The sequence below is a fragment of the Streptococcus mitis genome (assembly GCF_005844455.1).
Classification (GTDB): Bacteria; Bacillota; Bacilli; order Lactobacillales; family Streptococcaceae; genus Streptococcus; species Streptococcus mitis_BF.
This window is the reverse complement of record NZ_SPGF01000028.1, coordinates 1-25,865: the sequence shown is the minus strand read 5'-3', so window position 1 is coordinate 25,865 and position 25,865 is coordinate 1. Positions and strand designations below refer to the sequence as shown.

Below are 25,865 nucleotides of genomic sequence, written 5' to 3'. Positions count from 1 at the left end.
AGCGAAAATAAATAATCTGTAGACGTTTGTGATATTTGGCGTACGATGAATCTCTTAGGAGTTTTTCAATTTTTTGTGTTTCTTCATTTGTAAGTTTCATAACTACTATTATAAGATGTTTTTTGATTTTAGTCTAGTATAAAAAGACTCTTTGTCGTCCGTGACAGAGAGTTTTTGCATAGTAATCTAATTATTTTCAAGATAAAATTCAAAGCGTTCGCCTACATACTGACTTTTTACGTATTCAAATGCAGTACCATCTTCTAGGTAGGAAACCTGAGTCAAACCAAGAATAGCATGTCCTTTTTCAACTTCCAAATAGTGGGCAATCTTTTCTTTAGCAAGGCGAGCATAAATAGTCTGATGTGATTTACCGATGCGGTAGCCATGTTTTTGCAAGGTTTGGAAGAAATGACTGGTGATTTCTTCTTTTTTAAAGTTCTTAATGAATTTTTCAGGAATAGAAGCAACTTCATAAACCAGAGGAACTTGGTCGGCATAGCGAACACGTTCCATTCGGATAATATTCTCTGTTGGAGAAATTCCTAGCTTGGCAACTTCCTGTTCATTAGGAATAGTTTTTCTGTAGGAAATGAGCTGGCTAGAGGGAACTTTACCTTGGGACTTAACAATTTCAGTAAAACTGGTTGTCCCTCGCATCTTTTCTTGTACTCGAGTACTGGAAACAAAGGTGCCGCTTCCTACACGACGCTCTAAAACGCCTTCTTCGACTAATAGAGATACAGCTTGGCGAAGGGTCATGCGACTGACTGCAAACTGCTCTGCTAAATCTCTTTCACTGGGAAGTCTCTCACCAATAGCCCAACGATGTTCGTCAATATCCTTTTTTATCTGATCGTGGATTTTCATATAAGCAGGTAGCATATTTTTCACTTCATTTCTATCTTTTCTCTATTGTACCCCAATAAACTAGAAAAAGTCAAACTTCGCCTTGTTTAGTTGGTAATTCGCCCTTATTTGTGATAGAATATTGAAAGAAGATATTTCTTTTGAGAAAGGAAAAAGATGAGCAACATTTCAACTGATTTGCAAGATGTAGAAAAAATCATCGTGCTGGACTATGGTAGCCAATACAACCAGCTGATTTCACGCCGTATTCGTGAGATTGGCGTTTTTTCAGAACTAAAGAGCCATAAAATTTCAGCTGCTGAAGTTCGTGAAATCAATCCTGTAGGAATTATCCTATCAGGTGGTCCAAACTCTGTATATGAAGATGGTTCATTTGATATTGACCCAGAAATCTTCGAACTCGGAATTCCTATTTTGGGAATCTGTTATGGTATGCAATTATTAACCCATAAACTTGGAGGAAAAGTTGTTCCTGCAGGTGATGCTGGAAATCGTGAATACGGCCAATCAACCCTAACACACACACCATCAGCGCTTTTTGAATCGACACCTGATGAACAGACTGTATTGATGAGCCACGGCGATGCAGTTACTGAGATTCCTGCTGACTTTGTTCGTACAGGTACATCAGCTGACTGTCCATACGCAGCCATTGAAAACCCAGATAAACACATTTACGGTATCCAATTCCACCCAGAAGTTCGCCATTCTGTATACGGGAATGACATCCTTCGTAACTTTGCTCTTAACATCTGTAAGGCTAAAGGCGACTGGACAATGGATAACTTCATTGATATGCAGATCCAAAAAATTCGTGAAACTGTCGGTGATAAACGTGTCCTTCTTGGTCTATCAGGTGGAGTTGACTCATCTGTCGTTGGGGTTCTTCTCCAAAAAGCGATTGGCGATCAATTGATCTGTATCTTCGTGGATCATGGTCTTCTTCGTAAAGGAGAAGCGGACCAAGTTATGGACATGCTTGGTGGTAAGTTTGGTTTGAATATCGTCAAAGCAGACGCTGCTAAACGTTTTCTTGACAAACTTGCTGGCGTTTCTGACCCTGAACAAAAACGTAAAATCATCGGTAACGAGTTTGTCTATGTCTTTGATGACGAAGCAAGCAAGCTCAAAGATGTGAAATTCCTTGCTCAAGGTACCTTATACACAGACGTTATCGAGTCTGGTACAGATACAGCTCAAACTATCAAGTCACACCACAACGTGGGTGGTCTTCCAGAAGACATGCAGTTTGAATTGATAGAACCACTCAATACTCTTTACAAGGATGAAGTTCGTGCCCTTGGTACAGAGCTTGGCATGCCAGACCACATCGTATGGCGCCAACCATTCCCAGGCCCAGGTCTTGCGATCCGTGTTATGGGTGAAATCACTGAAGAAAAACTAGAAACTGTTCGTGAGTCAGACGCTATCCTTCGTGAAGAAATCGCTAAAGCTGGTCTTGACCGCGATATCTGGCAATACTTCACAGTTAATACAGGTGTTCGTTCAGTTGGCGTTATGGGTGACGGTCGTACGTACGACTACACAATTGCTATCCGTGCGATCACCTCTATCGATGGTATGACTGCTGACTTCGCCAAAATTCCTTGGGAAGTCCTACAAAAAATCTCTGTACGTATCGTAAACGAAGTGGATCATGTTAACCGTATCGTCTACGATATCACAAGTAAGCCACCTGCAACAGTAGAGTGGGAATAGAGTTAATGAGCTAAAAAAGCCCTAGAAATCAATATTTCTAAGGCTTTTTATTTTGCTTTAACAACAATTTAACAACAAAAACTATTTTTCAGTATTTAAACCTAATATCTTTTTAACATTTTTGGTACTTTCTATATACATACCTTTCTTAGACTCACTAACAATTCTGTCATAATCACTATCATTTTCATCTAATTCATAAACACGATATAAATCATTTTTAAATTCAAACTCACTAATCAAATCTTGTTTTCTCATTATGATACCCCCCTAATATAAATTATACATAAAAAAATACTTACATCAACTAATTTGATAAATTTCAAATGTGATATAATAAGAAAAAATAGAAGAGGAAACAAAATGCTTAAAGAATTTGGTAAAACTACTTTAGAAATATCAAAATCTGATACAAATAAAGAACAGAATATCCCACTTCTAAAAATGTATGATGATGAAGAATTGATTGGAATTTTTAATATTCTTACAAGTGAAGTTATAGAAAATATAGATTTAGCAGATTATGATATTCGTTTTGCACAGAAACAAATTGAATTAAATCGAGAACATTATCTTGAAACATGGAAAGAGATAAAAAAATACGGTAAACACTAATAGTTTACCGTAGGAATCTAAAGTTTAATCGGACAGACTTCGCTAGTCAGACAAAACTTTAGATTGAATTTTTTTAGTATGCTGATTGCCATTAAATTTACTTTTTCTGATATTATTATCACTCACCACTACTTTCCCAGTCATCCTAGTAGCTACTTCTTTCATAGCATTTGGTCTTAAATGAGAGTACGTTCCAAGTGTTGTCTTAATATCAGCATGTCCTAGACGATTTTGCATTTCTAAATCATTCATTCCTAGAGAGAGCATAAAGCTGGCATGAGAGTGCCTTAAATCATGAATTCTTATTGATTTTATTTTTGCGTAATCACTATGAGATTTTAGAACACGTTTTAGAGTTGATTTTACCAACGGACTATCTGCTATCGAAAATACAAATTTACATTCTCCTATCTGAGATTGTGCTTTCTTCCAATATTTCAAATGTTCTAATGTATCATCATCAAGATACAAAAGCCTTACACCTGATAAAGATTTTGTATCCGTAAGATACCACTCTTTTTGGCTTTTATAATACATTGAACAGTCTATTAAAACAGTACCCTTTTCAAAATCTATTTTCGACCATTCAATAGCTTGTAATTCACTTGTTCTAACTCCGGTCATAAAGAAAAACCAAAATGTAGTAAAGTACAATAGTTCATAGATATTAGATTTATCAAACGTACTAATGAATAGCTGAAATTCTTCCACCGTCCAAAAATCAACTTTAGGACGGTCTTTTTTTACGTTTCCTACCGTTTTAGCAACATTATTTGACAACATACCTAATTTAACTGCTAAATCAAAGACTTGTTGTAAGATTTGATGAACAGAACGAATATAATTATTAGACAACCCCTCTATAAACATTGAATTTTGCCATTGCTTAACATGAGGAGCTTGAATATCCGATAACTTCATATTCTCAAAATATGACAGTCTTTTAAATTTTGATTGTGTCATATCAAAAGTACGTTTTCTTACTTGGCTTTTATAGTCTGGTATAAAATAATCATCAAGAAACTTTTTAAAAGTCATTGTACTATTAACAGTTATAGAACCTTTACCAAAATCAGCAAGCATACGCAAACGCCACTCTTGAGCTTCCTTTTGCGTTTTAAAGCCATTCTTAAACTTTTGTATCCTTTTACCAGTCTGAACATCAAAACCTAGAGAAACAGTCGCTCTATACGTGCCATTACTCATAGGATAGATACTAGATATTTTAGGCATTTTCTTTTACTTCCATATCTACTAGACTTGCTTCATCTATTTTTACACCTAAAATTTCTTCTACCGTTTCAAGTGGTACACGTCCTAAACCTTTACTTTCATACCAAGTTAAGCCTTGACTAGCTAATTTTGCTTTAGCCTGTTTTACTAACATCATAGCTTGCCAACTTGAAAATCCTAATTTCATTAAATCTTTTTTTACAACAAACATACTTTTTCCCCTTTCTTTATGTTATAATTATTTTGGTTTTTTATTTTGATGTGTGATTGATTTTCACGCATCTTTTTTTTACATCTAATCCATAAATTTTTATCATTCATGAACATATAAATATTATTCAGTTCCTGACTTATCGGTATACGCTTTTCAAATCGTATCACTCTATAAACAGTATCTAACCTTTCATCAAAGAACATCACGATTTTTTTACTCATTTATTACGTCCTTTGCTTTTTTAGGTAATATTCTAGGATAGATACAATCTTCAAGCAATTTACGAATAAAATCGTCTTTATCATCTGAGCAAAATATATCTTCATATTTGAAATTCAAAACAGCCATAGAACCATCTTTTTTCTGATAAAAATCAACTCCCCTACATTTCACAACTTCAGAAATATTATATAAACGATTTTCATCCGACCCATGTTTATAGGTTACATCTAATAAAAAGTTAATTCTCCTAAGAAACTGGTTTAAATCCTCTTCCTTAATTTCTCCAAAAAATAATTTTGGCGACTTATAAACAGGCATAATAATCAATCTTGGAACTACCCTTTTATTTTGATAGCGTGCCGACATTCTAGCAGAATTAAGGGGGTCAAATAATTTTAGCCAATCACTTGGCGACATATTATTTTCCCTTAAATCGTCTAATACTAAAATTTCTTCACCATAATAATCATCAAAAGGGTTAGCAGAAGAAGCTGAATAGATATCCCCTCTCAAACCTATTTCATTTAATTTACTTTGAACTTGTAAGGCTATTTCTCTAGATAAAGTAGACTTCCCTACTTCTGATTCTCCTTGTATATAAAGTACAGTTAATTGATATTCCCCAAGTTCCAAACTTTTTAAACGTAAGAAAGCCTGACGTTCTCCATAAAAATTAAATCGTTCCCTAAATTTCTGCTGATTATTTCCAAAAAGAAAAGCAAGATTATCGTCTTCCATAACATCATTATAGGTCAATTCTCCTAGTTGAACTTTAGCCAATACCAGGTCAAGACTTTCTTCTGATTTCTCACGTTTTCTTGTTGCAGAATAATTCTCAAAGTCTTCTTTATTCTGATTGATAAAAGCTTCATAATCAAGCGTATCAAACGTTTCTACATCACTGACAGGATATTGATATTTATCTTTATCTTTTGCGTGGATAAGATAAGCTAAAGCATTGATACGTGTTAAATGTCTACCCCCTCTTGATTTTGGAGTTTCCACTCGTTCTTTTTCTACCCCTAAAGCCATAGCAACTTTTGACAAATCCATCAATTTTGGAAAATCAATATATCCGTGAATATGAGGTTCTACCAATTTTGACCCAAAGGAAATATCTTTATCATGTACGACAAAAGCGACTTCCACAAAATCCTCTTCATCAACTATTTCACGAATACGGTCAAATATTAATCTAAAAATCTTATCTTTATTTTCTTCCCAGTTTTCAAGTAGTTTTTTATCTGATACAGTCCAGTCCCAAAAATCCGGCTTCAGTTGTTGCTCAAATAGAAAACGTCTGTTTCTAATTCTTTTAGTCATTCTTCTCCTTTTCAATTCATGAAAGGTTTTTGCATATTCTTTCTATTCTTTTGTTTTTTTATTCCATTCTTTTGGATATATGCTTCATTTTTTCGAGCATATATCCATGCATATATCCACACATGTATCCAAGAAAAATCCTTTATTTTCTCGCTTTTTTGTTTTTTGGGGTAGGGGGCTTTCAGCCATTTCGACCCCTAACAAACGCTGTCAAATCAAGGGATTACCCTTGGTTTGCACCATTCTATCGTCAAGTCCTAGAATGGCGCCCGCGCATAGGTTTTGGAAATATGGATATATGCTCCCCCAAAAAAACTTTTTGTCTAAAATTTCTGCATATTTAGGTAGCTTGGTTGCATTGCCCTGTCGGAACAAGTCAGCCAACTAGATGACCGCTGATGTCCGCAACCGCGCAGGGCAAAAGCCCCTTTTGCGGTTGCTATCAGCTACTAGTTAGCTCACTTGTAAACCGACAGGAGCAAGGCGGCCAGCTCCCATCATATACAGAAATTTTAGACCTACATAACAAGTTTTAGCCCAGAGGCTACCAGTTTGACGGCTTTATATCCAGGATTGCGTCCTTCAACCCAATCCGCTTTAACCTGCACATCTAGCAACTCAACGAATAGAGAGCCACCAAACTCAACGGTTTCTTCAATCTCCTCAAAACTGCCATGAACTTCAATCTTGATGGCCTTAACATCCTCTTGGTCAATTAAGCCATCATTTACAGCCTTAGCGGTTCGCTCATCAATTCCCTCTAAAATGTAATGGCTCAAAATATCCGTTTGTTTACCATCTTTGAACTTCTTACTTGGTCTAGCTTTGGAAAAATCTACTAGGATTTTTTTAGGAATATCAAACTGTGAGCTTTCAAGTGCTACTTCTTTAAGTGAAAGTCCTGCTGTTAATTTAATTTTTTTGTTTGCCATGTTTTGTTACCTCTTTTTTCTATTTTTTTAATTTTGAGAAGAACCCTTTACCTTGCTTTTCTTCCAAGGCTTCAAGTCGTTCTTCTAGTTTTTCTAATCGTCTAATGCTATTTTTCAAAGAAATAATTTGAAAGGATGTATTTTTGTTACTTTCTTTCTGTTTTTCTTGAAAATTTTTCAATTCAGCCACATCTTGCTTAAGTGCTCTTTCTTCAGCACTTTTTAAGTCACCCCATATCTCAATAACCGATTCAGACATTTTCTTTGTTTCGTCAATGCGCTTAGACAGTTTGATAAACTTTTCAAATTCTTCTTCAGTAAATTGATAATGGTCTTTTACATGCTTACGAGTAACATGTATCTTGACCTTCTTAAACTTATATCCTGATAATCGTTCAATAGATATTCGCCATTTTTTAATAGCACTATATGACTTGCCAGTAGCTTCTACAATATCTTTGTATTCGTAATAATCTTTATAGGCCATCTCCTTTTCTCTTTTCCGTATATATGATATAATTTAAACAGTATTATTTTATTGTGTCTTTGAGGGTTTTCTTCAAAGACTTTTTTATACAATCATAGAACATACACCTCATTTCTTGTCAAAAGTTATATAGTTTGATATAATTAGTCTTAATAAGACTAACTATTTATAGTTTAGTCCCTTTTTTACTATTTGTCAAGCTTGAAATAGTTTTTTTTGGAATTTTTAGGAGGTTTTTATGAGTTATTTTTCTGCCAAGCTTAAAGAATTAAGGAAAGAAAAAGGATATACACAAGAACAGATGGCTAATATACTAGAAATAGGGCAGAGTGCATATGCTAAATGGGAAAATGATAGAACCGAGCCAAATTTTGGTTTATTACTGAGGCTTTCAAAAATTTTAGATGTAAGTACAGATTACTTACTAGGAAATGAATCTGAGAATTCTTTAAATGATGACCATCTACACTTATTAGAAATAAAATCAAAAGAAATATATAGCTTGATTGAAGATTATTATAATAAAATCGAACCTAAGATATATAATATTTTAACAGAGCTTGAACATCAACAAGTTAGATGTGAAGAAATTAGTATAATATTAAATAGACTAATATATATTTCAAAAAGAAGATACGGCTTTGATATCCAACCTCTTATTGAAACAATGATAAATAGATGGATAAGTTTTGAAGAACAAAAAAAACTCTTACTAGAATTAGTAAGAGAGGGAAAATACTAACAACAATTTAACAACAAAAGACTCAAATATTATCAAATAGTACTCATTGATTGTATTATCAATCACTATTAAATCAACTATCCTAAATAGTCAATATCTGACTTTTAGTGAGTGGGAATAGAGTAACAAATATATTTCTGTTATAAAACTGTTGAAAATATAGCGTTTCAGCGTTTTGCGGGAGCAAAATACTCCTAAGTGATACTGTTTTGATACTAAAAACAAGAAAAAGCAGGTTTGAAAGGGAGTTGTTGAATTTAGGTGAATTCTTTAAAGCCTTTCATCATTTTGGTGGGAGGCTTTCTAAACAATAGAATTTATAAATTTAGTTTTTAGTAAAAATGTGTGAGGTAATAATGTGAAAATTTCAACTTTTAATATAAATAAATTTCAAGGACCATATAGTAATCCATGTGCAAAAGGAGGATATTATAATCCACGAAATATAGATTTTAAAACGCCTATTAAAAACTTGTGTAGTAGGTATTTGGAAAATGAAGATGATATTATTTTTGTTCAGGAATTTTATGATGATAATAAAGTAAGAACAAAAGAATATTTTGAAAAAAACGGGTACAAAGTTTTTCATAACTTGGATAAAATATTAAAAAGTCATGTTGTAGCTATTACATTAAAAAAATCTTTGTGGGAAGTTATAAACCCAAAAGAAACAGAATTTCATAATAAATTTATAGAAATGGAATTAAAAAAATCATTAAAAATTGTCAGCTTTCATAATACAGATGAAAAAATAGAGGATAGAATGAATAAAGAGTTTGATAAAGGAGATAAAGATATAATTTTAGGAGATTTCAATAATACAGAATGGATTAATACGTTACATAATCGTTCGAGTGGATACAAAGATTTAGTTACCAATGATATGATTACATATAAGCCAGCACAGACATCAATAGATCGCATTTTTGTAAATAAAAATAAATACGAAAATAAAATCATATTTAATGGAGTAATTGATACGTATGTGTCAGACCATAATTTTTTAACATTTTCGTTGAATATATAATTCTTTATTGCTTAAATAAATACAATTTGTAAGTATAATTGGATGAAAAGCACATAACTTTAAGACCTAAAAATCTTTAGCTATGTGCTTTTTCTGTGCTTATTTTATATCCGGCGGAATCTTAGCGGATATACCTTTTTTATAGAATTTTACATTGCTTTCTTCAAAAGGAACGTAATCTTTTGAGAGAAATTTCACTGTAAAGATGTCCGGATCTCTCAATATGCTTTTTGAGGATTACTTTGAACTTTATAAGGCCGATGTTATAGGAACTATTCGCCTTAATACATGGATGACAAAAGAACACATGATAAGGACAAAGATTTTACCGTTTTTCAGTGGTATGAAAATGAGTGAGATTAAGCCTGTTGTAGTAAAGAAGTGGCATAACGTACTCTTAAACATTGAAAATGCGGAAGGACAAGCCTATAAGCCGACCTATCTTAAATCCATTCATGCACAACTAAGCTGTATGTTCAACCACGCCGTTAAGTATTACGGATTAAGACAAAATCCGTGTAAGGTTACAGGTAGAATAGGAAAGCAAAAAAGTGATGAGGAAGTGGAGTTCTGGACGAAAGAGGAATACATGCAGTTTATAGAAGCTGTCAAGGACAAGGATATTTCATTTTATGCTTTTGAAATTCTTTATTGGACAGGAATTCGATTAGGTGAACTTAGAGCATTAACAAAAGCTGATTTTGACTTTGATAAAAAGACGATGAGGATAAGTAAATCAGCACAGAGAATTAACGGAGAAGAAATTATTACCGATCCTAAAACACCGAAAAGCAAAAGAACAATTATGCTTCCAGATTTTTTAATCAGAGAACTTAAAGACTATTTCTTGAAGATTGAATATTTTTCGGAAAATGAACAAATCTTTCCAAAATGCAAAACATATTTCAACAAGGAAATGGAGAGAGGAATTAAAAAGTCGAAAGTTAAGAAAATCAAGCTTCACGCACTTAGACACAGCCATTGCTATGACAGGTAATATCTATAAATTTAATGATTTTGTTGCAGAAAAAGTTCTCTTGAAACAAAAGGAGTTGGATAAATACTACAAGCTATTTTCTCCAAAAAGAAGTGTCAGAGAAATTATTAGAAAGTATCAGGAAGCAGCTGAATGTGTTCCTGACAGTAGTATGGTTATAGAAACGATGTGCAGGTATAACGCAAGGGCAAGAGCATTGTTTGAAGGCTCATATACCAGTGGAGATGCCAGTAAAGATGACTTTTCATTGCTTCTTTTTCTAAACAGTTTTACTCATGGAAATGCAGAAATGATGAAAGAATTATTTTTGAAATCTGCACTTAATCGCATAGGCAATCGAAGCAAAAGAAGAACGGAAAAAGGATATCTGAAATACTTGGAAGACAGCATTTCAAAAGCGATACAGGGAGGAAACAAACGATATTGGGATTATAACTATCACAGAGATGGAGGAGGGTATGCTTTTGAATAATTGGCTTAAATTTGATGATGTGGAGCTTAACGATTATCTTAATCGTGAGTTGGAAATCACAGATAAAGGTCAAGTCAAAAGTACAGCAACAAACCTAATTACTGTGTTAGTTAATCCCTCTTTCTGCAAAGAGCAATCCATTATATCAGGGAATATATTCTTTGACTCATGCAGCAGGACGATTCAGTTTTATGGGAAGTTAAAAGGAGAAAAACATTCCGAATTGGAGATAAGAAAATGGAATGACCATATGACTAATGTACTTGGTGTTGAAATTGAAAGGGAATTTGGAATCAAGTACTCTAAGAACCGAATGGAAGATGCCATTACTTTTGTTGCACATAAGAGAACCGTTAATTTGCCGGCTATGTATATGAAATCATTAAGTTATGACGGAAAAGAATATATTAAAAAGCTTTTGCCTAAGTATCTTGGAGCAGAGGACACGGCATTAAATTCTTGGATTATGAAGCATGTTTTAGTCGGTATGGTAAAGAGAGTTTTTAATCCCGGTTGTAAGTTTGATGAGTTGATGGTTCTTACGGGCATTCAAGGTGTGGGCAAGACTTCTTTCATAGAAAAACTTGCATTACTTCCTGAGTGGTACTGTTCCTTAAATAATATAAAGGGCAAGGATGCGGTCAGTAATCTTGTCGGAAAAGTTGTAGTAGAGCTTGAGGAATTTGTCGCTCTTAGAAATGCGAAAAGTGCCGATGAAGCTAAGCTTTTTATATCTGCAAGGACAAGTACAGTAAGACTTCCATATGAAAGGTTTTCAACGGATGTTAAACGAACTTGCATACTGATTGCGACTACAAATATCTAAAGCTAATTCTGAAGATATAAAAGATACTTCATCTGGCTTTTGGACTACTTGTTTCAACCGGGTTAATTCTAGACAGTTTATCAGTCATGATGCAAAGCTTAAAAGATTAGAATTGTCAAAACAATCTGTCTAGGCTTGATTTTATCCTTTATTTACTATAAAATGAGAAGGAAAAACGTCAAACTTTTATATTGCAAATAGGAGAAAACATGACAAAAACATTAAAACGTCCTGAGGTTTTATCGCCTGCAGGGACTTTAGAGAAGCTAAAAGTGGCTGTTCGGTATGGAGCTGATGCTGTTTTTATAGGTGGACAAGCTTATGGTCTTCGTAGCCGTGCAGGAAACTTCACTTTTGAACAGATGGAAGAAGGTGTGCAGTTCGCTGCCAAGTATGGTGCCAAGGTCTATGTGGCTGCCAACATGGTTATGCACGAAGGAAATGAAGCTGGTGCTGGTGAGTGGTTCCGTAAGTTGCGTGACATCGGGATTGCGGCAGTTATCGTGTCAGATCCGGCCTTAATCATGATTGCAGCAACAGAAGCACCAGGTCTTGAAATCCACCTCTCTACCCAAGCAAGTGCCACTAACTATGAAACCCTTGAGTTCTGGAAAGAACTGGGCTTGACTCGTGTCGTTTTGGCGCGTGAGGTTTCAATGGAAGAATTGGCTGAAATCCGCAAACGTACAGATGTTGAGATTGAAGCCTTTGTCCACGGAGCCATGTGTATTTCTTACTCTGGTCGTTGTACTCTTTCCAACCATATGAGTATGCGTGATGCCAACCGTGGTGGTTGTTCACAGTCTTGCCGTTGGAAATACGATCTTTACGACATGCCATTTGGGAAAGAACGTAAGAGTCTTAAGGGCGAAATTCCAGAAGAATTTTCAATGTCAGCAGTTGACATGTCCATGATTGACCATATCCCAGATATGATTGAAAACGGTGTGGACAGTCTGAAGATCGAAGGTCGTATGAAATCTATTCACTATGTTTCAACAGTAACTAACTGCTATAAGGCAGCTGTTGATGCTTATCTAGAAAGTCCAGAAAAGTTTGAAGCTATCAAGCAGGACTTGATTGATGAAATGTGGAAGGTGGCTCAACGTGAATTGGCTACAGGTTTCTACTACGGTACACCATCTGAAAATGAGCAGTTGTTTGGTGCTCGCCGTAAAATTCCTGAGTACAAGTTTGTCGCTGAAGTGGTTTCTTATGATGACGCGACACAAACAGCAACTATTCGTCAACGGAACGTCATTAACGAAGGGGACCAAGTAGAGTTTTACGGCCCAGGTTTCCGTCACTTTGAAACGTATATCGAAGATTTACATGATGCCAAAGGCAATAAAATCGACAGAGCTCCAAATCCAATGGAACTCTTGACAATCAAAGTCCCACAACCTGTTCAAGCAGGAGACATGGTTCGTGCATTAAAAGAAGGACTCATCAATCTTTATAAGGAAGATGGAACCAGCGTCACAGTTCGTGCTTAATAAACATGTAGGAGACGAAAGCTTTCCCTTTAATCCTACTTACTAAAAGAGCATTAGGTTAAAGAAAATAGATCAATTCCATCCGAGATTACATCTCGGATTTTTTCAATATTTTTCAGAAAGACCTAGATAATGGTCGGATTTATTACAAGTTTTTTACAAAGTTTTCTATATAATAAGCTCAAAAATAGTAAAATTGTAAATAATTCTCATTAAACGCTTTCAATGTTAGTAAAAAGTTGACAAATCCAATTTTTAGGACTAAACTAAGTAAGTAAATTTTAATTAAAAGGAGAATTCATCATGAATTTAACATTTTTCGGTCTATGTCTTGCCTGTATGGGTGTATCTCTTGCAGAAGGATTTTTGATGAACGGTTTGTTCAAGTCTGCAGCACGCCAACCAGATATCATCCCACAATTGCGTAGTTTGATGATTATGGGGATTGCCTTTATCGAAGGAACATTCTTTGTAACTCTCGTATTTTCATTTATCATCAAATAAAGAGAAGTATAAAATGGAAAAGGGAGGATTCTAGATGGAAGAAAGTATCAATCCAACCATCAATATTGGTCCTGTTACCTTTGATTTAACCTTGACAGCATTGACTTTGTTGTCTGTGGCACTGATTTTTGGCTTTATCTATTGGGCAAGTCGTAATATGACTGTGAAACCCAAAGGAAAGCAAAATGTACTAGAGTATCTCTATGACTTTGTAGTCGGATTTACAGAACCCAACGTAGGTTCTCGGTACATGAAAGATTACTCACTCTTTTACTTGTGTTTATTTCTTTTTATGGTTATCGCAAACAATCTTGGTTTGATGGCGAAACTTCAAACTACAGATGGGACAAACCTTTGGACATCGCCAACTGCAAATCTCCAGTTTGACTTGGCTTTGTCATTTGGAATTATCCTGATGACCCATATAGAAGGAATTCGTCGTCGTGGTATTAAAAAATATTTAAAAGGTTTTGTAACCCCAGGTTTCATGACGCCGATGAATCTCCTTGAAGAAGTCACGAATTTCCTATCACTTGCTTTGCGGGTGTTCGGGAATATCTTTGCCGGAGAAGTGATGGCAAGCTTGCTTATTACTCTTTCTCATCAGGCTCTTTATTGGTATCCAGTGGCATTTGTTACCAATCTTGTCTGGACGGCATTCTCTGTGTTTATTTCCTGTGTTCAGGCCTATGTATTCACAGTCTTGTCTTCAATGTATCTAGGAAATAAAATTAATGATGAAGAGTAGAAAGGAGTAAATGATGCACGTAACAGTAGGTGAATTGATTGGTAACTTTATTTTAATCGCTGGCTCTTTTATCCTTTTGGTCGTCTTAGTCAAAAAATACGCGTGGTCAAACTTGACGAGTATCTTTGAAGAACGAGCTGAAAAGATTGCTGCTGATATTGATGGCGCTGAACAAGCTCGTCAAAAAGCAGAGACTCTTGCTCAAAAGCGCGAAGATGAATTAGCAGGTAGTCGTAGTGAAGCTAAAACTATTATTGAAAATGCTAAAGAGACAGCTGAAAAGAGTAAATCAGATATTTTGGCTGAAGCTAAGCTAGAAGCTGGTCGCTTGAAAGAAAAAGCTAACCAAGAAATTGCGCAAAACAAAGCTGAGGCTTTACAAAGTGTTAAGGGCGAGGTAGCAGATTTGACAGTTAGTCTAGCTGGGAAAATCATCTCACAAAACCTTGACAGTCATGCCCATAAGGAACTCATTGATCAGTATATCGATCAGCTAGGAGAAGCCTAATGGACAAGAAAACAGCAAAGGTAATTGAAAAATACAGCATGCCTTTTGTCCAATTAGTGATTGAAAAAGGAGAAGAGGACCGGATTTTTTCAGACTTGGATCAAATCAAGCAAGTCGCAGAAGAAACGGGCTTACCTTCTTTTTTAGCTCAGGTAGCAGTTGATGAGTCAGATAAGGAAAAAACAGTTCGTTTCTTTCAAGACTCTGTGTCACCTTTAATGCAAAACTTTATTCAAGTCCTGGTTTACAATCACAGAGCAAATCTTTTTTATGAGGTAATTGCGGATTGTTTGAATCGCCTTGAAAAAGAGACCAATCGTTTTGTAGTCACGATTTCTTCAGCCCATCCTTTAACAGATGAACAGAAGGAACGTCTGCTCCCATTGATAGAGAAAAAAATGTCTCTGAAAGTGCGGAGCGTCAAAGAACAAATTGATGAAGGACTCATTGGTGGTTTTGTCATTTTTGCTAATCACAAGACAATTGATGTGAGTATTAAACAACAACTTCGAGTTGTTAAAGAAAATTTGAAATAGAAAGTGGTGTTCTTTTGGCAATTAACGCACAAGAAATCAGCGCTTTAATTAAGCAACAAATTGAAAATTTCAAACCCAATTTTGATGTGACTGAAACAGGTGTTGTAACCTATATCGGGGACGGTATCGCGCGTGCTCACGGCCTTGAAAATGCCATGAGTGGAGAGTTGTTGATTTTTGGAAACGGCTCTTATGGTATGGCTCAAAACTTGGAGTCAACAGACGTTGGTATTATTATCCTAGGTGACTTTACAGATATCCGTGAAGGCGATACAATCCGCCGTACAGGTAAAATCATGGAAGTCCCTGTAGGTGAAAGTCTGATTGGTCGTGTTGTGGACCCACTTGGTCGTCCAGTTGACGGTCTTGGAGAAATCCACACAGATAAAACTCGTCCAGTAGAAGCGCCAGCTCCTGGTGTTATGCAACGTAAGTCTGTATCAGAACCATTGCAAACTGGTTTGAAAGCTATTGACGCCCTTGTACCAATTGGTCGTGGTCAACGTGAGTTGATTATCGGTGACCGTCAGACAGGGAAAACAACTATTGCGATTGACACAATCTTGAACCAAAAAGGTCAAGATATGATTTGTATCTACGTCGCGATTGGACAAAAAGAATCAACAGTTCGTACGCAAGTAGAAACACTTCGTCAGTACGGTGCCTTGGACTACACAATCGTTGTGACTGCTTCTGCTTCACAGCCATCTCCATTGCTCTTCCTAGCTCCTTATGCTGGGGTTGCCATGGCAGAAGAATTTATGTACCAAGGTAAGCATGTTTTGATCGTTTATGATGATCTTTCAAAACAAGCGGTAGCTTATCGTGAACTGTCACTCTTGCTTCGTCGTCCTCCAGGTCGTGAAGCCTTTCCAGGGGATGTTTTCTATCTTCACAGCCGTTTGCTTGAGCGTTCAGCTAAAGTTTCTGATGAACTTGGTGGTGGATCAATTACAGCCCTACCATTTATCGAGACACAAGCAGGAGATATCTCTGCCTATATCGCAACCAACGTGATCTCTATCACTGACGGACAAATCTTCCTTGGTGATGGTCTCTTCAATGCGGGTATTCGTCCAGCCATTGATGCGGGTTCATCTGTATCACGTGTAGGTGGTTCTGCACAAATTAAAGCCATGAAGAAGGTTGCTGGTACACTTCGTATCGACCTTGCTTCATACCGTGAGTTGGAAGCCTTCACTAAGTTTGGTTCTGACTTGGATGCAGCAACACAGGCTAAGTTGAATCGTGGCCGTCGTACAGTTGAAGTCTTGAAACAACCAGTTCACAAACCATTACCTGTTGAGAAACAAGTAACCATTCTCTATGCTTTGACACATGGTTTCTTGGATACTGTTCCAGTAGATGATATTGTTCGTTTCGAGGAAGAGTTCCATGCCTTCTTTGATGCTCAACATCCAGAGATTTTGGAAACCATTCGTGATACAAAAGACTTGCCAGAAGAAGCAGTCTTGGATGCTGCGATTACAGAGTTTCTCAATCAAACCAGCTTCCAATAAGAATAGAGGTGTCAGATGGCAGTATCTCTAAATGATATTAAAACAAAAATCGCCTCAACAAAAAATACGAGTCAAATCACTAATGCCATGCAAATGGTATCGGCTGCTAAGCTAGGTCGCTCTGAAGAAGCTGCTCGTAACTTCCAAGTTTACGCTCAGAAGGTTCGCAAGCTCTTGACGGATATTCTTCATGGTAATGGAGCTGGTGGTTCAACTAATCCCATGTTGATTAGCCGTCCAGTTAAGAAGACAGGCTATATCGTCATTACTTCAGACCGCGGTTTGGTTGGAGGGTATAATTCTTCTATTCTGAAAGCAGTTATGGAGTTAAAAGAAGAATACCATCCAGATGGTAAAGGTTTTGAAATGATCTGTATCGGTGGAATGGGATCTGACTTCTTTAAGGCCCGTGGTATTCAACCACTTTATGAACTACGTGGCTTGGCAGACCAACCTAGCTTTGATGAAGTTCGTAAGATTATTTCAAAAACTGTTGAAATGTATCAAAATGAACTCTTTGATGAACTCTATGTCTGCTATAACCACCATGTCAACACGCTAACCAGTCAAATGCGTGTGGAGCAAATGCTTCCGATTGTTGACTTGGATCCAAATGAAGCGGATGAAGACTACAGCTTGACTTTTGAATTGGAGACGGGCCGAGAAGAAATTTTGGAGCAGTTGTTGCCTCAGTTTGCAGAAAGTATGATTTACGGGGCTATTATCGATGCCAAGACAGCTGAAAATGCTGCCGGTATGACAGCCATGCAAACAGCGACAGATAATGCTAAGAAAGTCATTAATGATTTGACAATTCAGTATAACCGTGCCAGACAGGCGGCGATTACACAAGAAATTACAGAAATCGTAGCAGGAGCTAGTGCCTTAGAATAGGCTTTAGTCCAGCTCGTATGAAAATGAACTTATACTCAATGAAAATCAAAGAGCAAACTAGGAAGCTAGTCGCAGGTTGCTCAAAGCACTGCTTTGAGGTTGTAGATAGAACTGACGAAGTCAGTAACATATATACTGTAAGGCGACGCTGACATGGTTTGAATTTGATTTTCGAAGAGTATTAGGACCTAGTTGAGCTAGGAACCGACAGTATCTTATATAGAATAGGAGAAGGAGATGAGTTCAGGTAAAATTGCTCAGGTTATCGGTCCCGTTGTAGACGTCTTGTTTGCAGCAGGGGAAAAACTTCCTGAGATTAACAATGCACTTGTCGTCTACAAAAATGACGAAAGAAAAACAAAAATCGTCCTTGAAGTAGCCTTGGAGTTGGGAGATGGTATGGTCCGTACTATCGCCATGGAATCAACAGATGGTTTGACTCGTGGAATGGAAGTATTGGACACAGGCCGTCCAATCTCTGTACCAGTAGGTAAAGAAACTTTGGGACGTGTCTTCAATGTTTTGGGAGATACCATTGACTTGGAAGCTCCTTTTACAGAAGACGCAGAGCGTCAGCCAATTCATAAAAAAGCTCCAACTTTTGATGAATTGTCTACCTCTTCTGAAATCCTTGAAACAGGGATTAAGGTTATCGACCTTCTTGCCCCTTACCTTAAAGGTGGTAAAGTTGGACTTTTCGGTGGTGCCGGAGTTGGTAAAACCGTCTTAATTCAAGAATTGATTCACAACATTGCCCAAGAGCACGGTGGTATTTCAGTATTTACCGGTGTTGGGGAACGTACTCGTGAGGGGAATGACCTTTACTGGGAAATGAAAGAATCAGGCGTTATCGAGAAAACAGCCATGGTATTTGGTCAGATGAATGAACCACCAGGAGCACGTATGCGTGTTGCCCTCACTGGTTTGACAATCGCTGAATACTTCCGTGATGTAGAAGGCCAAGACGTGCTTCTCTTTATCGATAATATCTTCCGTTTCACTCAGGCTGGTTCAGAGGTATCTGCCCTTTTGGGTCGTATGCCATCAGCCGTTGGTTACCAACCAACACTTGCTACGGAGATGGGTCAATTGCAAGAACGTATCACATCAACCAAGAAGGGTTCTGTAACCTCTATCCAGGCTATCTATGTGCCAGCGGATGACTATACTGACCCAGCGCCAGCAACAGCCTTCGCTCACTTGGATTCAACAACAAACTTGGAACGTAAGTTGGTACAATTGGGTATTTACCCAGCCGTTGATCCACTTGCTTCAAGCTCACGTGCCTTGGCACCTGAAATCGTTGGAGAAGAGCACTATGCAGTTGCTGCTGAAGTAAAACGTGTCCTTCAACGTTACCATGAGTTGCAAGATATCATTGCTATCCTTGGTATGGATGAGCTTTCTGATGAAGAAAAGACCTTGGTTGCTCGTGCACGTCGTATCCAGTTCTTCTTGTCACAAAACTTCAACGTTGCGGAACAATTTACTGGTCAGCCAGGTTCTTATGTTCCAGTTGCTGAAACTGTTCGTGGCTTTAAGGAAATCCTTGATGGTAAACACGACCACTTGCCAGAAGATGCCTTCCGTGGTGTAGGTTCTATCGAAGATGTGATTGCAAAAGCTGAAAAAATGGGATTTTAAGAGGTGATCTATGGCTCAGTTAACTGTCCAGATCGTGACACCAGATGGTCTCGTCTATGATCACCATGCCAGCTATGTATCGGTTCGAACTCTGGATGGTGAGATGGGGATCTTGCCACGACATGAAAATATGATTGCGGTTTTAGCAGTTGATGAAGTAAAGGTAAAACGTATTGATGATGAAGATCACGTGAACTGGATTGCAGTAAACGGAGGTGTTATTGAAATTGCCAATAATACCATCACAATCGTTGCGGATTCTGCAGAACGTGCTCGTGATATCGATATCAGTCGTGCAGAACGCGCCAAGCTTCGAGCAGAGCGTGAAATTGAAGAAGCACAAGATAAAAACTTGATTGACCAAGAACGTCGTGCTAAGATTGCTTTGCAACGTGCCATTAACCGTATCAATGTCGGAAAAAGACTATAAGAAAAAAATGAACTTGAAAATTCCAAGTTCATTTTTTATGTTTTCTTAAGGGGCAAAACTGATGCAGACCGCTTCTGGAACATGGAAGTCGTTGGAAAGTTCTGCTAGACGACCAGTTTCAGGATTCCGTTTAAAGACGGTTGCATTGTCAGAGTCTTGATGGACAGCAATGACAAATTCTTGATCTGGTGTCAAATTAAAATCACGTGGAGTCTGACCATGTGTTGGAACGATTTCTAATAACTCTAAGCTACCGTCCGCAAGGATTGTATATACTGCGATAGAATCATGACCACGGTTAGAAGCGTAGAGGTATTTACCATCTTTAGAGAGACGAATAGCAGCAGTTCCATTAAAGCCTTCGTAACCGTCTGGTAGAGTTGAAATGACCTGCATGCGTTCAAATTCACCAACACCATCGTAAATTAAAACCTCGATAGTGCTATTGAGTTCACAAATCAGATAAGCAATTTTATAGTGGTTATGGAAAACGATATGACGAGAACCAGCTCCAGGAATACTATTGTAGGTATAGAGTTTAGACAATTTCCCTTCTTGATCAAGGTCATAAGTGACGACTTGGTCAGTTCCCAAATCACAAGTCACTAGATAGTGGTCAGGTGTTAAGTCTGTAAAGTGAACATGGGGTGAAGCTTGATTTTCATGTGGACCTTGGCCACTGTGTTGATCCACATCACTAAGTAGAAGACTACCGTCTTCCTGACGTTTATAAACAAGTACCTGTCCTTTATGGTAGTTGGCCGCATAAACCAAATCACGCTTTTCATCAACGGCAACATAACAGTGGGGAGCTCCTTCTTCAACGACATGATTTAATAAAGTCCCGTCAGTTTGATAGGCTGCAATGCCCCCCTTATTGTCTTGACTACCAACGGTGTATAGATGTTGGTGCTGGTCAAAAGCAAGATAGGTTGGACTTGGTTCAGGTGCAAAAAGTTCAAGATTTGAAAGCTGACCAGTTTCTGTATCGAAGTCTGCCTTATAAATCCCTTGGGAAGTACGACGTGTATAAGTTCCAAAATAAACAGTTTCTTTCATAACTTTACCTCTATATAAAGATAAGACTATTATATCACAAAAATGGTAGTTGGAGGAACTCTATAATACATAGAAAAATATAATAAAATATCAAATTAAATTTGATTTTGTGTTGATTTCCTTTTGAAAAGCGCTATAATAATCCTATACAAATTGCAAAGGAGTTTTTTTATGAAAAAACGAGTTTTATTAGCAGCAGGAGTTGCTATACTCTCGGCAGCTGTTCTAGCAGCGTGTTCATCTGGCACTGGGAATAAGGAAGCAACTAAACCAGTTACTTATGCTTATGTATTTTCATCAGATCCTGCGACTCTGGATTATACAGTTTCTGCGAATAAGGGTACAAAACAGATTACTGGTAATGTCATTGATGGACTGCTAGAAAATGACCAATACGGGAATTTGGTACCATCAGTTGCAGAAGATTGGACTGTTTCCAAAGATGGTTTGACCTATACCTATAAAATTCGTAAGGGTATCAAGTGGTACACCAATGAAGGCGAAGAATATGGAGAAGTTAAGGCTCAAGACTTTGTGACTGGTCTAAAACATGCAGTAGATAAGAAATCAGAAGCACTTTATCTTGTACAGGACTCTATCAAAGGATTGGATGACTATATTAATGGGAAAACAACAGATTTCTCAACAGTGGGTGTGAAAGCAACGGACGATTATACTGTTGTTTATACTTTGAACCATCCAGAATCTTTCTGGAATTCAAAAACAACAATGGGAGTCCTTGCACCAGTAAATGAAGACTTTTTAGCTTCTAAAGGAGATGACTTTGGTAAACCAACTGATATAACGAGCATTCTATACAATGGGCCATATCTCCTCAAAGGTCTTACATCTAAGTCTTCTATCGAAATGACCAAAAATCAAAACTACTGGGATAAACAAAATGTCTTTATTGATGATATCAAGTTATCCTTCTTTGATGGTCAAGATGCAGACTCTCTAGGTCGCGGTTTTGATGAGGGACATTATCCAGCTGCTCCACTCTTTAAAAACTCTGCCAACTATGAACGTCTAAAAGAAAAGTACAAGGATAATATTGTATATGGTCAACAGCGTGGAGGAGTTTTTTATATCTCAACCAATATCGACCGTGTAAATTACAATCACACTGCTAAAACAAGTGATACAGAAAAAACTTCTACTAAGAAAGCCTTGTTAAACAAAGATTTCCGTCAAGCCTTGGCTTTTGCGGTAGATCGTAAAGCAGGGATCTCTCAAGTATTTGGTGACGAAGTAGGACCTCGTAAGTTACGGACAAGTTTCACTCCTCCAACATTTGTTCAAGTAGGAGATCAAACATTTGGTCAAGTTACTAAGACAGAATTGGATAAATTGGATAATGTCTGGAAAGATGTTAGTCTTGATGATGCCCAAGATTCACTTCATAATGTAGACAAGGCTAAAGCTAAGTTTGAAGCTGCTAAGAAAACCCTTCAAGCTGATGGAGTACAGTTCCCAATTCATTTAGATTTGCCAATTTCTTCATCAAATCCAGATTTTATTCGTCAGGTTCAGTCTTATAAACAATCCATTGAGGAAGCCTTAGGCTCTGACAATGTAGTTGTTGATATTCAACAAGTTTCTGATGACGAATTGGGAAGTATGACTACTCTAGCTACTTCCAATGCAAATACTGACTGGGATATTAATGCAGTCAGTGGTTGGACTCCAGACTTTGCAGATCCATCGACTTATCTAGATGTATTTGATCCAACTTCAGGTCCAAGTCTCCTAAGTGCTCTTGGTGTGGCACCAGGAACAGACAATCCAGTTATTAAAACAGTTGGATTGGATAAATACAAAGAACTGATTGATGATGCAAATAGTGAGAAAACAGACCTTCAAAAACGTTATTCCAAATATTCTAAGGCCCAAGCTTGGTTGTCAGATAGTGCACTTGTTATTCCAGTATACTCTGATGGTGCTCAAATGCTAGTGACGAAAATGCTTCCTGGCAGTGGTGCCGGTGGCTGGGTAGGTGACAAGACTAGTGAAAATAGCTACAAGTATCTGAAAATCCAAGATAAGATTGTCACTACTAAAGAAATGGATGAGTTCCGCAAGAAATTTGCTGATGAAAAAGCCAAATCCAATGCTGATTATCAGAAGAACTTAGACCGTCATATTCAAGACTAATTAAATCTCCTCTTTTGAGGGGATTTTTTATGTCGCGGTCTCCATGTAAGCACTTTAAAAAAGAGTTATTTTGATTTAAAAATGGTATAATGGGAGAACAATAGAAAGGAAGTATTTATGGAGCAAAAAGAGAAACATTTTAGCCTATCTTGGTTTTTCAAGTGGTTTTTGGATAACAAGGCCATTACGGTATTTTTGGTAACCTTATTATTGGGACTGAATCTTTTTATTTTAAGTAAGATTAGTTTTCTATTTTCACCTGTTTTAGACTTTTTGGCAGTCGTGATGTTGCCAGTTATTCTATCTGGTTTGCTATATTATTTATTAAATCCTATTGTTGATTGGATGGAGAAACACAAAATTAATCGTGTTATAGCTATCAGTATTGTCTTTGTCATCATCGCTATCTTTATTATTTGGGGCTTGGCAGTAGCGATTCCAAATCTGCAACGTCAAGTTTTAACATTTGCAAGAAATGTACCAATCTACCTTGAAGATGCTGATCGGGTTATTGATGATTTGGTCACCAAGCGTTTGCCAGATGATTTCAGGCCTCAGTTAGAGCAAGTTTTGACAAACTTCTCTAGTCAGGCTACAGTTTGGGCAAGTAAGGTTTCATCTCAGGCAGTGAACTGGGTGAGTGCCTTTATTAGCGGCGCATCTCAAGTGATTGTTGCCTTGATTATCGTTCCTTTCATGCTCTTTTATCTCTTACGTGATGGGAAAGGCCTGCGTCACTATTTGACCGAATTCATGCCAACGAAATTGAAAGAACCTGTTGGACAAGTTTTATCAGATGTGAATCAGCAGTTGTCTAACTATGTTCGAGGACAAGTGACAGTGGCTATTATTGTAGCAGTAATGTTTATGATCTTCTTCAAGATCATTGGTCTACGCTATGCGGTTACGCTGGGTGTTACTGCTGGTATCTTAAATCTGGTTCCTTATCTTGGTAGCTTCCTAGCCATGCTTCCTGCCCTAGTATTGGGCTTGATTGCTGGTCCAGTCATGCTTTTGAAAGTAGTGATTGTCTTTATCGTAGAACAAACTATTGAAGGCCGTTTTGTTTCGCCACTGATTTTAGGAAGTCAATTAAACATCCATCCTATTAATGTTCTCTTTGTCTTGTTAACTTCAGGATCCATGTTTGGTATTTGGGGAGTCTTACTCGGTATTCCAGTTTATGCCTCTGCTAAAGTTGTCATTTCAGCGATTTTTGAATGGTATAAGGTAGTCAGTGGCCTATATGAACTAGAAGGAGAGGAAGCTAAGAGTGAACAATAGTCAACAGATGTTACAGGCTTTGGAGGAGCAAGATTTAGTTAAGGCAGAGCACTATTTCGTTAAAGCTTTAGAAAATGATCCAAGTGACCTTCTGTATGAGTTGGCAACTTATCTTGAAGGGATTGGTTTTTATCCTCAGGCCAAGGAAATTTACCTGAAAATCGTAGAGGATTTTCCAGAGGTTAATCTCAATCTGGCAGCTATTGCTAGCGAGGATGGTAAAATCGAAGAAGCCTTTGCCTATCTAGAGGAAATCCAAACTAACAGTGACTGGTATGTTTCGGCTTTGGCTCTGAAGGCAGACCTCTACCAGCTGGAAGGTTTGACAGATGTGGCGCGTGAGAAATTATTGGAGGCCTTGACTTACTCAGAAGATCCTCTCTTGATATTGGGATTAGCAGAGTTGGATAGTGAGTTGGAAAATTACCAAGAAGCTATTAAAGGCTATGCTCAGTTAGATAATCGTACTATTTATGAGCAAACAGGCATTTCCACCTATCAACGAATTGGATTTGCCTATGCCCAGTTAGGGAAATTTGAAACAGCTATAGAGTTTTTAGAAAAAGCCCTGGAGTTAGAATACGATGACCTGACAGCTTTTGAGTTGGCCAGTCTTTACTTTGATCAAGAAGAATACCAAAAAGCTGTCCTCTACTTTAAGCAGATCGATACCATTTCACCTGATTTTGAAGGATATGAGTATGGTTACAGTCAGGCTTTACATAAGGAACATCAAGTTCAAGAAGCCCTGCGTATCGCTAAGCAAGGCTTGGAGAAAAATCCCTTTGAAACTCGTCTATTGTTAGCTGCTTCACAATTCTCTTATGAACTGCATGATGCTAGTGGTGCAGAAAATTATCTCCTTACTGCTAAAGAAGATGCTGAGGATACGGAAGAAATCTTACTCCGTCTAGCAACTATTTATCTGGAGCAGGAGCGCTATGAGGATATTCTAGACTTGCAAAGTGAGGAGCCAGAAAATCTCTTGACCAAGTGGATGATTGCTCGTTCCTATCAAGAAATGGACGATTTGGATACTGCCTATGAGCTTTACCAAGAGTTGGCAGGAGATTTAAAGGACAATCCAGAATTTCTGGAACACTATATCTATCTCTTGCGTGAATTGGGCTACTTTGAGGAAGCAAAAGTCAATGCACAAGCTTACTTAAAACTGGTTCCAGATGATGTGCAAATGCAAGAATTGTTTGAGAGATTGTAAGAATTCATTAGTTACAAAGAACTGCAAGTTATTACTAGAAGATAACTGCGGTTTTTTGTTTTAAAAAGTACCATTTTTAACTAATAAATTCTCTTGAAAAAAGTTATAGTTGATTAGTTTTAAACAAGCATGTTATAATAAAGCTATGGCATATAGTACAGATTTTAAACAAGGAGCATTAGATTACATC

Annotated in this window: 27 protein-coding genes; 19 read left to right on the top strand and 8 right to left on the bottom strand. The window is 37.2% G+C overall.

Going from position 1 to position 25,865, the window contains the following annotated elements; translation table 11 throughout:
* Positions 1-186: 186 nt before the first annotated feature.
* Complete coding sequence (locus FGQ53_RS06565) at positions 187-885, bottom strand: GntR family transcriptional regulator (RefSeq protein ID WP_138336901.1); 699 nt, start codon at positions 883-885, stop codon at positions 187-189.
* A gap of 141 nt (positions 886-1,026) precedes the next feature.
* Here FGQ53_RS06565 and guaA point away from each other — a divergent pair, with 141 nt between their 5' ends.
* Positions 1,027-2,589, top strand: coding sequence for a glutamine-hydrolyzing GMP synthase (gene guaA, locus FGQ53_RS06560; protein WP_000065714.1), 1,563 nt, complete (start codon positions 1,027-1,029; stop codon positions 2,587-2,589).
* An 81-nt stretch (positions 2,590-2,670) separates the two neighbouring features.
* On the opposite strand, the gene FGQ53_RS11755 is transcribed toward guaA, so the two are convergent.
* Positions 2,671-2,847, bottom strand: coding sequence for a hypothetical protein (locus FGQ53_RS11755; protein WP_171019099.1), 177 nt, complete (start codon positions 2,845-2,847; stop codon positions 2,671-2,673).
* Between the two features lie 105 nt (positions 2,848-2,952).
* On the opposite strand from FGQ53_RS11755, the gene FGQ53_RS06555 reads away from it, so the two are divergent.
* Positions 2,953-3,204 (top strand): hypothetical protein, encoded by a 252-nt coding sequence (locus tag FGQ53_RS06555; protein WP_138336899.1) that lies wholly within the window; start codon positions 2,953-2,955, stop codon positions 3,202-3,204.
* Between the two features lie 42 nt (positions 3,205-3,246).
* Here the strand turns inward: FGQ53_RS06555 and FGQ53_RS06550 are convergent, their stop codons facing one another.
* The 5 genes from FGQ53_RS06550 to FGQ53_RS06530 all read right to left on the bottom strand — a co-directional run bounded on the left by FGQ53_RS06550 (position 3,247) and on the right by FGQ53_RS06530 (position 7,615).
* Positions 3,247-4,437 carry a tyrosine-type recombinase/integrase gene (locus tag FGQ53_RS06550; RefSeq protein ID WP_138336897.1) on the bottom strand — a complete coding sequence of 397 codons (1,191 nt, stop codon included), beginning with the start codon at positions 4,435-4,437 and terminating at the stop codon, positions 3,247-3,249.
* Positions 4,430-4,648 carry a DUF3173 family protein gene (locus tag FGQ53_RS06545; protein ID WP_049519936.1) on the bottom strand — a complete coding sequence of 73 codons (219 nt, stop codon included), beginning with the start codon at positions 4,646-4,648 and terminating at the stop codon, positions 4,430-4,432. The genes FGQ53_RS06550 and FGQ53_RS06545 overlap by 8 nt, the downstream gene beginning before the upstream one ends.
* Positions 4,649-4,864: 216 nt before the next feature.
* Positions 4,865-6,196 carry a Rep family protein gene (locus FGQ53_RS06540; RefSeq protein ID WP_138336896.1) on the bottom strand — a complete coding sequence of 444 codons (1,332 nt, stop codon included), beginning with the start codon at positions 6,194-6,196 and terminating at the stop codon, positions 4,865-4,867.
* Between the two features lie 518 nt (positions 6,197-6,714).
* Positions 6,715-7,128, bottom strand: a complete 414-nt coding sequence (locus tag FGQ53_RS06535; protein ID WP_138336895.1) for a hypothetical protein — start codon at positions 7,126-7,128, stop codon at positions 6,715-6,717.
* A gap of 19 nt (positions 7,129-7,147) precedes the next feature.
* Positions 7,148-7,615, bottom strand: coding sequence for a hypothetical protein (locus tag FGQ53_RS06530; protein ID WP_138336894.1), 468 nt, complete (start codon positions 7,613-7,615; stop codon positions 7,148-7,150).
* A 238-nt stretch (positions 7,616-7,853) separates the two neighbouring features.
* Here FGQ53_RS06530 and FGQ53_RS06525 point away from each other — a divergent pair, with 238 nt between their 5' ends.
* The 14 genes from FGQ53_RS06525 to FGQ53_RS06455 all read left to right on the top strand — a co-directional run bounded on the left by FGQ53_RS06525 (position 7,854) and on the right by FGQ53_RS06455 (position 19,959).
* A complete protein-coding gene (locus tag FGQ53_RS06525) occupies positions 7,854-8,357 on the top strand; it encodes a helix-turn-helix domain-containing protein (protein WP_138336893.1) in 504 nt (167 codons plus the stop codon).
* A gap of 358 nt (positions 8,358-8,715) precedes the next feature.
* The gene (locus FGQ53_RS06520; RefSeq protein WP_138336892.1) at positions 8,716-9,384 is read left to right on the top strand and encodes an endonuclease/exonuclease/phosphatase family protein; all 669 of its coding nucleotides are present in this window, start codon (positions 8,716-8,718) and stop codon (positions 9,382-9,384) included.
* Positions 9,385-9,589: 205 nt separating this feature from the next.
* Positions 9,590-10,381: a site-specific integrase gene (locus FGQ53_RS06510; RefSeq protein ID WP_249339644.1), complete on the top strand. Its 792-nt coding sequence runs from the start codon at positions 9,590-9,592 to the stop codon at positions 10,379-10,381.
* Positions 10,371-10,853, top strand: a complete 483-nt coding sequence (locus FGQ53_RS06505) for a hypothetical protein (RefSeq protein ID WP_229090340.1) — start codon at positions 10,371-10,373, stop codon at positions 10,851-10,853. Before FGQ53_RS06510 ends, FGQ53_RS06505 begins: the two co-directional genes overlap by 11 nt.
* Positions 10,840-11,679 carry a virulence-associated E family protein gene (locus FGQ53_RS06500; RefSeq protein WP_229090338.1) on the top strand — a complete coding sequence of 280 codons (840 nt, stop codon included), beginning with the start codon at positions 10,840-10,842 and terminating at the stop codon, positions 11,677-11,679. Before FGQ53_RS06505 ends, FGQ53_RS06500 begins: the two co-directional genes overlap by 14 nt.
* A 209-nt stretch (positions 11,680-11,888) precedes the next feature.
* On the top strand, positions 11,889-13,175 hold the full coding sequence (locus FGQ53_RS06495) for a peptidase U32 family protein (protein ID WP_138336891.1): 1,287 nt from the start codon (positions 11,889-11,891) through the stop codon (positions 13,173-13,175).
* 303 nt (positions 13,176-13,478) lie between these two features.
* Positions 13,479-13,679 (top strand): F0F1 ATP synthase subunit C, encoded by a 201-nt coding sequence (locus tag FGQ53_RS06490; RefSeq protein ID WP_001054552.1) that lies wholly within the window; start codon positions 13,479-13,481, stop codon positions 13,677-13,679.
* Positions 13,680-13,713: 34 nt separating this feature from the next.
* The gene (atpB, locus tag FGQ53_RS06485) at positions 13,714-14,427 is read left to right on the top strand and encodes a F0F1 ATP synthase subunit A (protein WP_000392854.1); all 714 of its coding nucleotides are present in this window, start codon (positions 13,714-13,716) and stop codon (positions 14,425-14,427) included.
* Between the two features lie 13 nt (positions 14,428-14,440).
* Positions 14,441-14,935, top strand: coding sequence for a F0F1 ATP synthase subunit B (gene atpF / locus FGQ53_RS06480; protein WP_000558551.1), 495 nt, complete (start codon positions 14,441-14,443; stop codon positions 14,933-14,935).
* Entirely contained in the window at positions 14,935-15,471 is a 537-nt protein-coding gene (locus tag FGQ53_RS06475; protein ID WP_000358986.1) for a F0F1 ATP synthase subunit delta, read from the top strand. The genes atpF and FGQ53_RS06475 overlap by 1 nt, the downstream gene beginning before the upstream one ends.
* Positions 15,472-15,485: 14 nt before the next feature.
* Positions 15,486-16,991 (top strand): F0F1 ATP synthase subunit alpha, encoded by a 1,506-nt coding sequence (gene atpA / locus FGQ53_RS06470; RefSeq protein ID WP_138336889.1) that lies wholly within the window; start codon positions 15,486-15,488, stop codon positions 16,989-16,991.
* A 15-nt stretch (positions 16,992-17,006) separates the two neighbouring features.
* Positions 17,007-17,885, top strand: coding sequence for a F0F1 ATP synthase subunit gamma (locus FGQ53_RS06465; RefSeq protein WP_138336887.1), 879 nt, complete (start codon positions 17,007-17,009; stop codon positions 17,883-17,885).
* A 237-nt stretch (positions 17,886-18,122) separates the two neighbouring features.
* Positions 18,123-19,529 (top strand): F0F1 ATP synthase subunit beta, encoded by a 1,407-nt coding sequence (gene atpD / locus FGQ53_RS06460; protein WP_000094357.1) that lies wholly within the window; start codon positions 18,123-18,125, stop codon positions 19,527-19,529.
* 10 nt (positions 19,530-19,539) lie between these two features.
* On the top strand, positions 19,540-19,959 hold the full coding sequence (locus FGQ53_RS06455) for a F0F1 ATP synthase subunit epsilon (RefSeq protein ID WP_000068043.1): 420 nt from the start codon (positions 19,540-19,542) through the stop codon (positions 19,957-19,959).
* Between the two features lie 45 nt (positions 19,960-20,004).
* Here FGQ53_RS06455 and FGQ53_RS06450 read toward each other — a convergent pair whose 3' ends face one another.
* The gene (locus tag FGQ53_RS06450; RefSeq protein ID WP_138336886.1) at positions 20,005-21,018 is read right to left on the bottom strand and encodes a lactonase family protein; all 1,014 of its coding nucleotides are present in this window, start codon (positions 21,016-21,018) and stop codon (positions 20,005-20,007) included.
* 171 nt (positions 21,019-21,189) lie between these two features.
* On the opposite strand from FGQ53_RS06450, the gene FGQ53_RS06445 reads away from it, so the two are divergent.
* From FGQ53_RS06445 to FGQ53_RS06435, 3 genes are all read left to right on the top strand, one after another.
* The gene (locus FGQ53_RS06445) at positions 21,190-23,172 is read left to right on the top strand and encodes a peptide ABC transporter substrate-binding protein (RefSeq protein WP_138336884.1); all 1,983 of its coding nucleotides are present in this window, start codon (positions 21,190-21,192) and stop codon (positions 23,170-23,172) included.
* Between the two features lie 117 nt (positions 23,173-23,289).
* Complete coding sequence (locus FGQ53_RS06440; RefSeq protein WP_138336881.1) at positions 23,290-24,456, top strand: AI-2E family transporter; 1,167 nt, start codon at positions 23,290-23,292, stop codon at positions 24,454-24,456.
* Complete coding sequence (locus FGQ53_RS06435; protein WP_171019098.1) at positions 24,446-25,675, top strand: tetratricopeptide repeat protein; 1,230 nt, start codon at positions 24,446-24,448, stop codon at positions 25,673-25,675. Before FGQ53_RS06440 ends, FGQ53_RS06435 begins: the two co-directional genes overlap by 11 nt.
* Positions 25,676-25,865: the final 190 nt, after the last annotated feature.

Coding starts and splice junctions, on each gene's coding strand:
- FGQ53_RS06565 (WP_138336901.1), bottom strand. CDS start 885: ATGCTACCTGCTTATATGAAAATCCACGATCAGATAAAAAAGGATATT.
- guaA (WP_000065714.1), top strand. CDS start 1,027: ATGAGCAACATTTCAACTGATTTGCAAGATGTAGAAAAAATCATCGTG.
- FGQ53_RS11755 (WP_171019099.1), bottom strand. CDS start 2,847: ATGAGAAAACAAGATTTGATTAGTGAGTTTGAATTTAAAAATGATTTA.
- FGQ53_RS06555 (WP_138336899.1), top strand. CDS start 2,953: ATGCTTAAAGAATTTGGTAAAACTACTTTAGAAATATCAAAATCTGAT.
- FGQ53_RS06550 (WP_138336897.1), bottom strand. CDS start 4,437: ATGCCTAAAATATCTAGTATCTATCCTATGAGTAATGGCACGTATAGA.
- FGQ53_RS06545 (WP_049519936.1), bottom strand. CDS start 4,648: ATGTTTGTTGTAAAAAAAGATTTAATGAAATTAGGATTTTCAAGTTGG.
- FGQ53_RS06540 (WP_138336896.1), bottom strand. CDS start 6,196: ATGACTAAAAGAATTAGAAACAGACGTTTTCTATTTGAGCAACAACTG.
- FGQ53_RS06535 (WP_138336895.1), bottom strand. CDS start 7,128: ATGGCAAACAAAAAAATTAAATTAACAGCAGGACTTTCACTTAAAGAA.
- FGQ53_RS06530 (WP_138336894.1), bottom strand. CDS start 7,615: ATGGCCTATAAAGATTATTACGAATACAAAGATATTGTAGAAGCTACT.
- FGQ53_RS06525 (WP_138336893.1), top strand. CDS start 7,854: ATGAGTTATTTTTCTGCCAAGCTTAAAGAATTAAGGAAAGAAAAAGGA.
- FGQ53_RS06510 (WP_249339644.1), top strand. CDS start 9,590: ATGTCCGGATCTCTCAATATGCTTTTTGAGGATTACTTTGAACTTTAT.
- FGQ53_RS06505 (WP_229090340.1), top strand. CDS start 10,371: ATGACAGGTAATATCTATAAATTTAATGATTTTGTTGCAGAAAAAGTT.
- FGQ53_RS06500 (WP_229090338.1), top strand. CDS start 10,840: ATGCTTTTGAATAATTGGCTTAAATTTGATGATGTGGAGCTTAACGAT.
- FGQ53_RS06495 (WP_138336891.1), top strand. CDS start 11,889: ATGACAAAAACATTAAAACGTCCTGAGGTTTTATCGCCTGCAGGGACT.
- FGQ53_RS06490 (WP_001054552.1), top strand. CDS start 13,479: ATGAATTTAACATTTTTCGGTCTATGTCTTGCCTGTATGGGTGTATCT.
- atpB (WP_000392854.1), top strand. CDS start 13,714: ATGGAAGAAAGTATCAATCCAACCATCAATATTGGTCCTGTTACCTTT.
- atpF (WP_000558551.1), top strand. CDS start 14,441: ATGCACGTAACAGTAGGTGAATTGATTGGTAACTTTATTTTAATCGCT.
- FGQ53_RS06475 (WP_000358986.1), top strand. CDS start 14,935: ATGGACAAGAAAACAGCAAAGGTAATTGAAAAATACAGCATGCCTTTT.
- FGQ53_RS06465 (WP_138336887.1), top strand. CDS start 17,007: ATGGCAGTATCTCTAAATGATATTAAAACAAAAATCGCCTCAACAAAA.
- atpD (WP_000094357.1), top strand. CDS start 18,123: ATGAGTTCAGGTAAAATTGCTCAGGTTATCGGTCCCGTTGTAGACGTC.
- FGQ53_RS06455 (WP_000068043.1), top strand. CDS start 19,540: ATGGCTCAGTTAACTGTCCAGATCGTGACACCAGATGGTCTCGTCTAT.
- FGQ53_RS06450 (WP_138336886.1), bottom strand. CDS start 21,018: ATGAAAGAAACTGTTTATTTTGGAACTTATACACGTCGTACTTCCCAA.
- FGQ53_RS06445 (WP_138336884.1), top strand. CDS start 21,190: ATGAAAAAACGAGTTTTATTAGCAGCAGGAGTTGCTATACTCTCGGCA.
- FGQ53_RS06440 (WP_138336881.1), top strand. CDS start 23,290: ATGGAGCAAAAAGAGAAACATTTTAGCCTATCTTGGTTTTTCAAGTGG.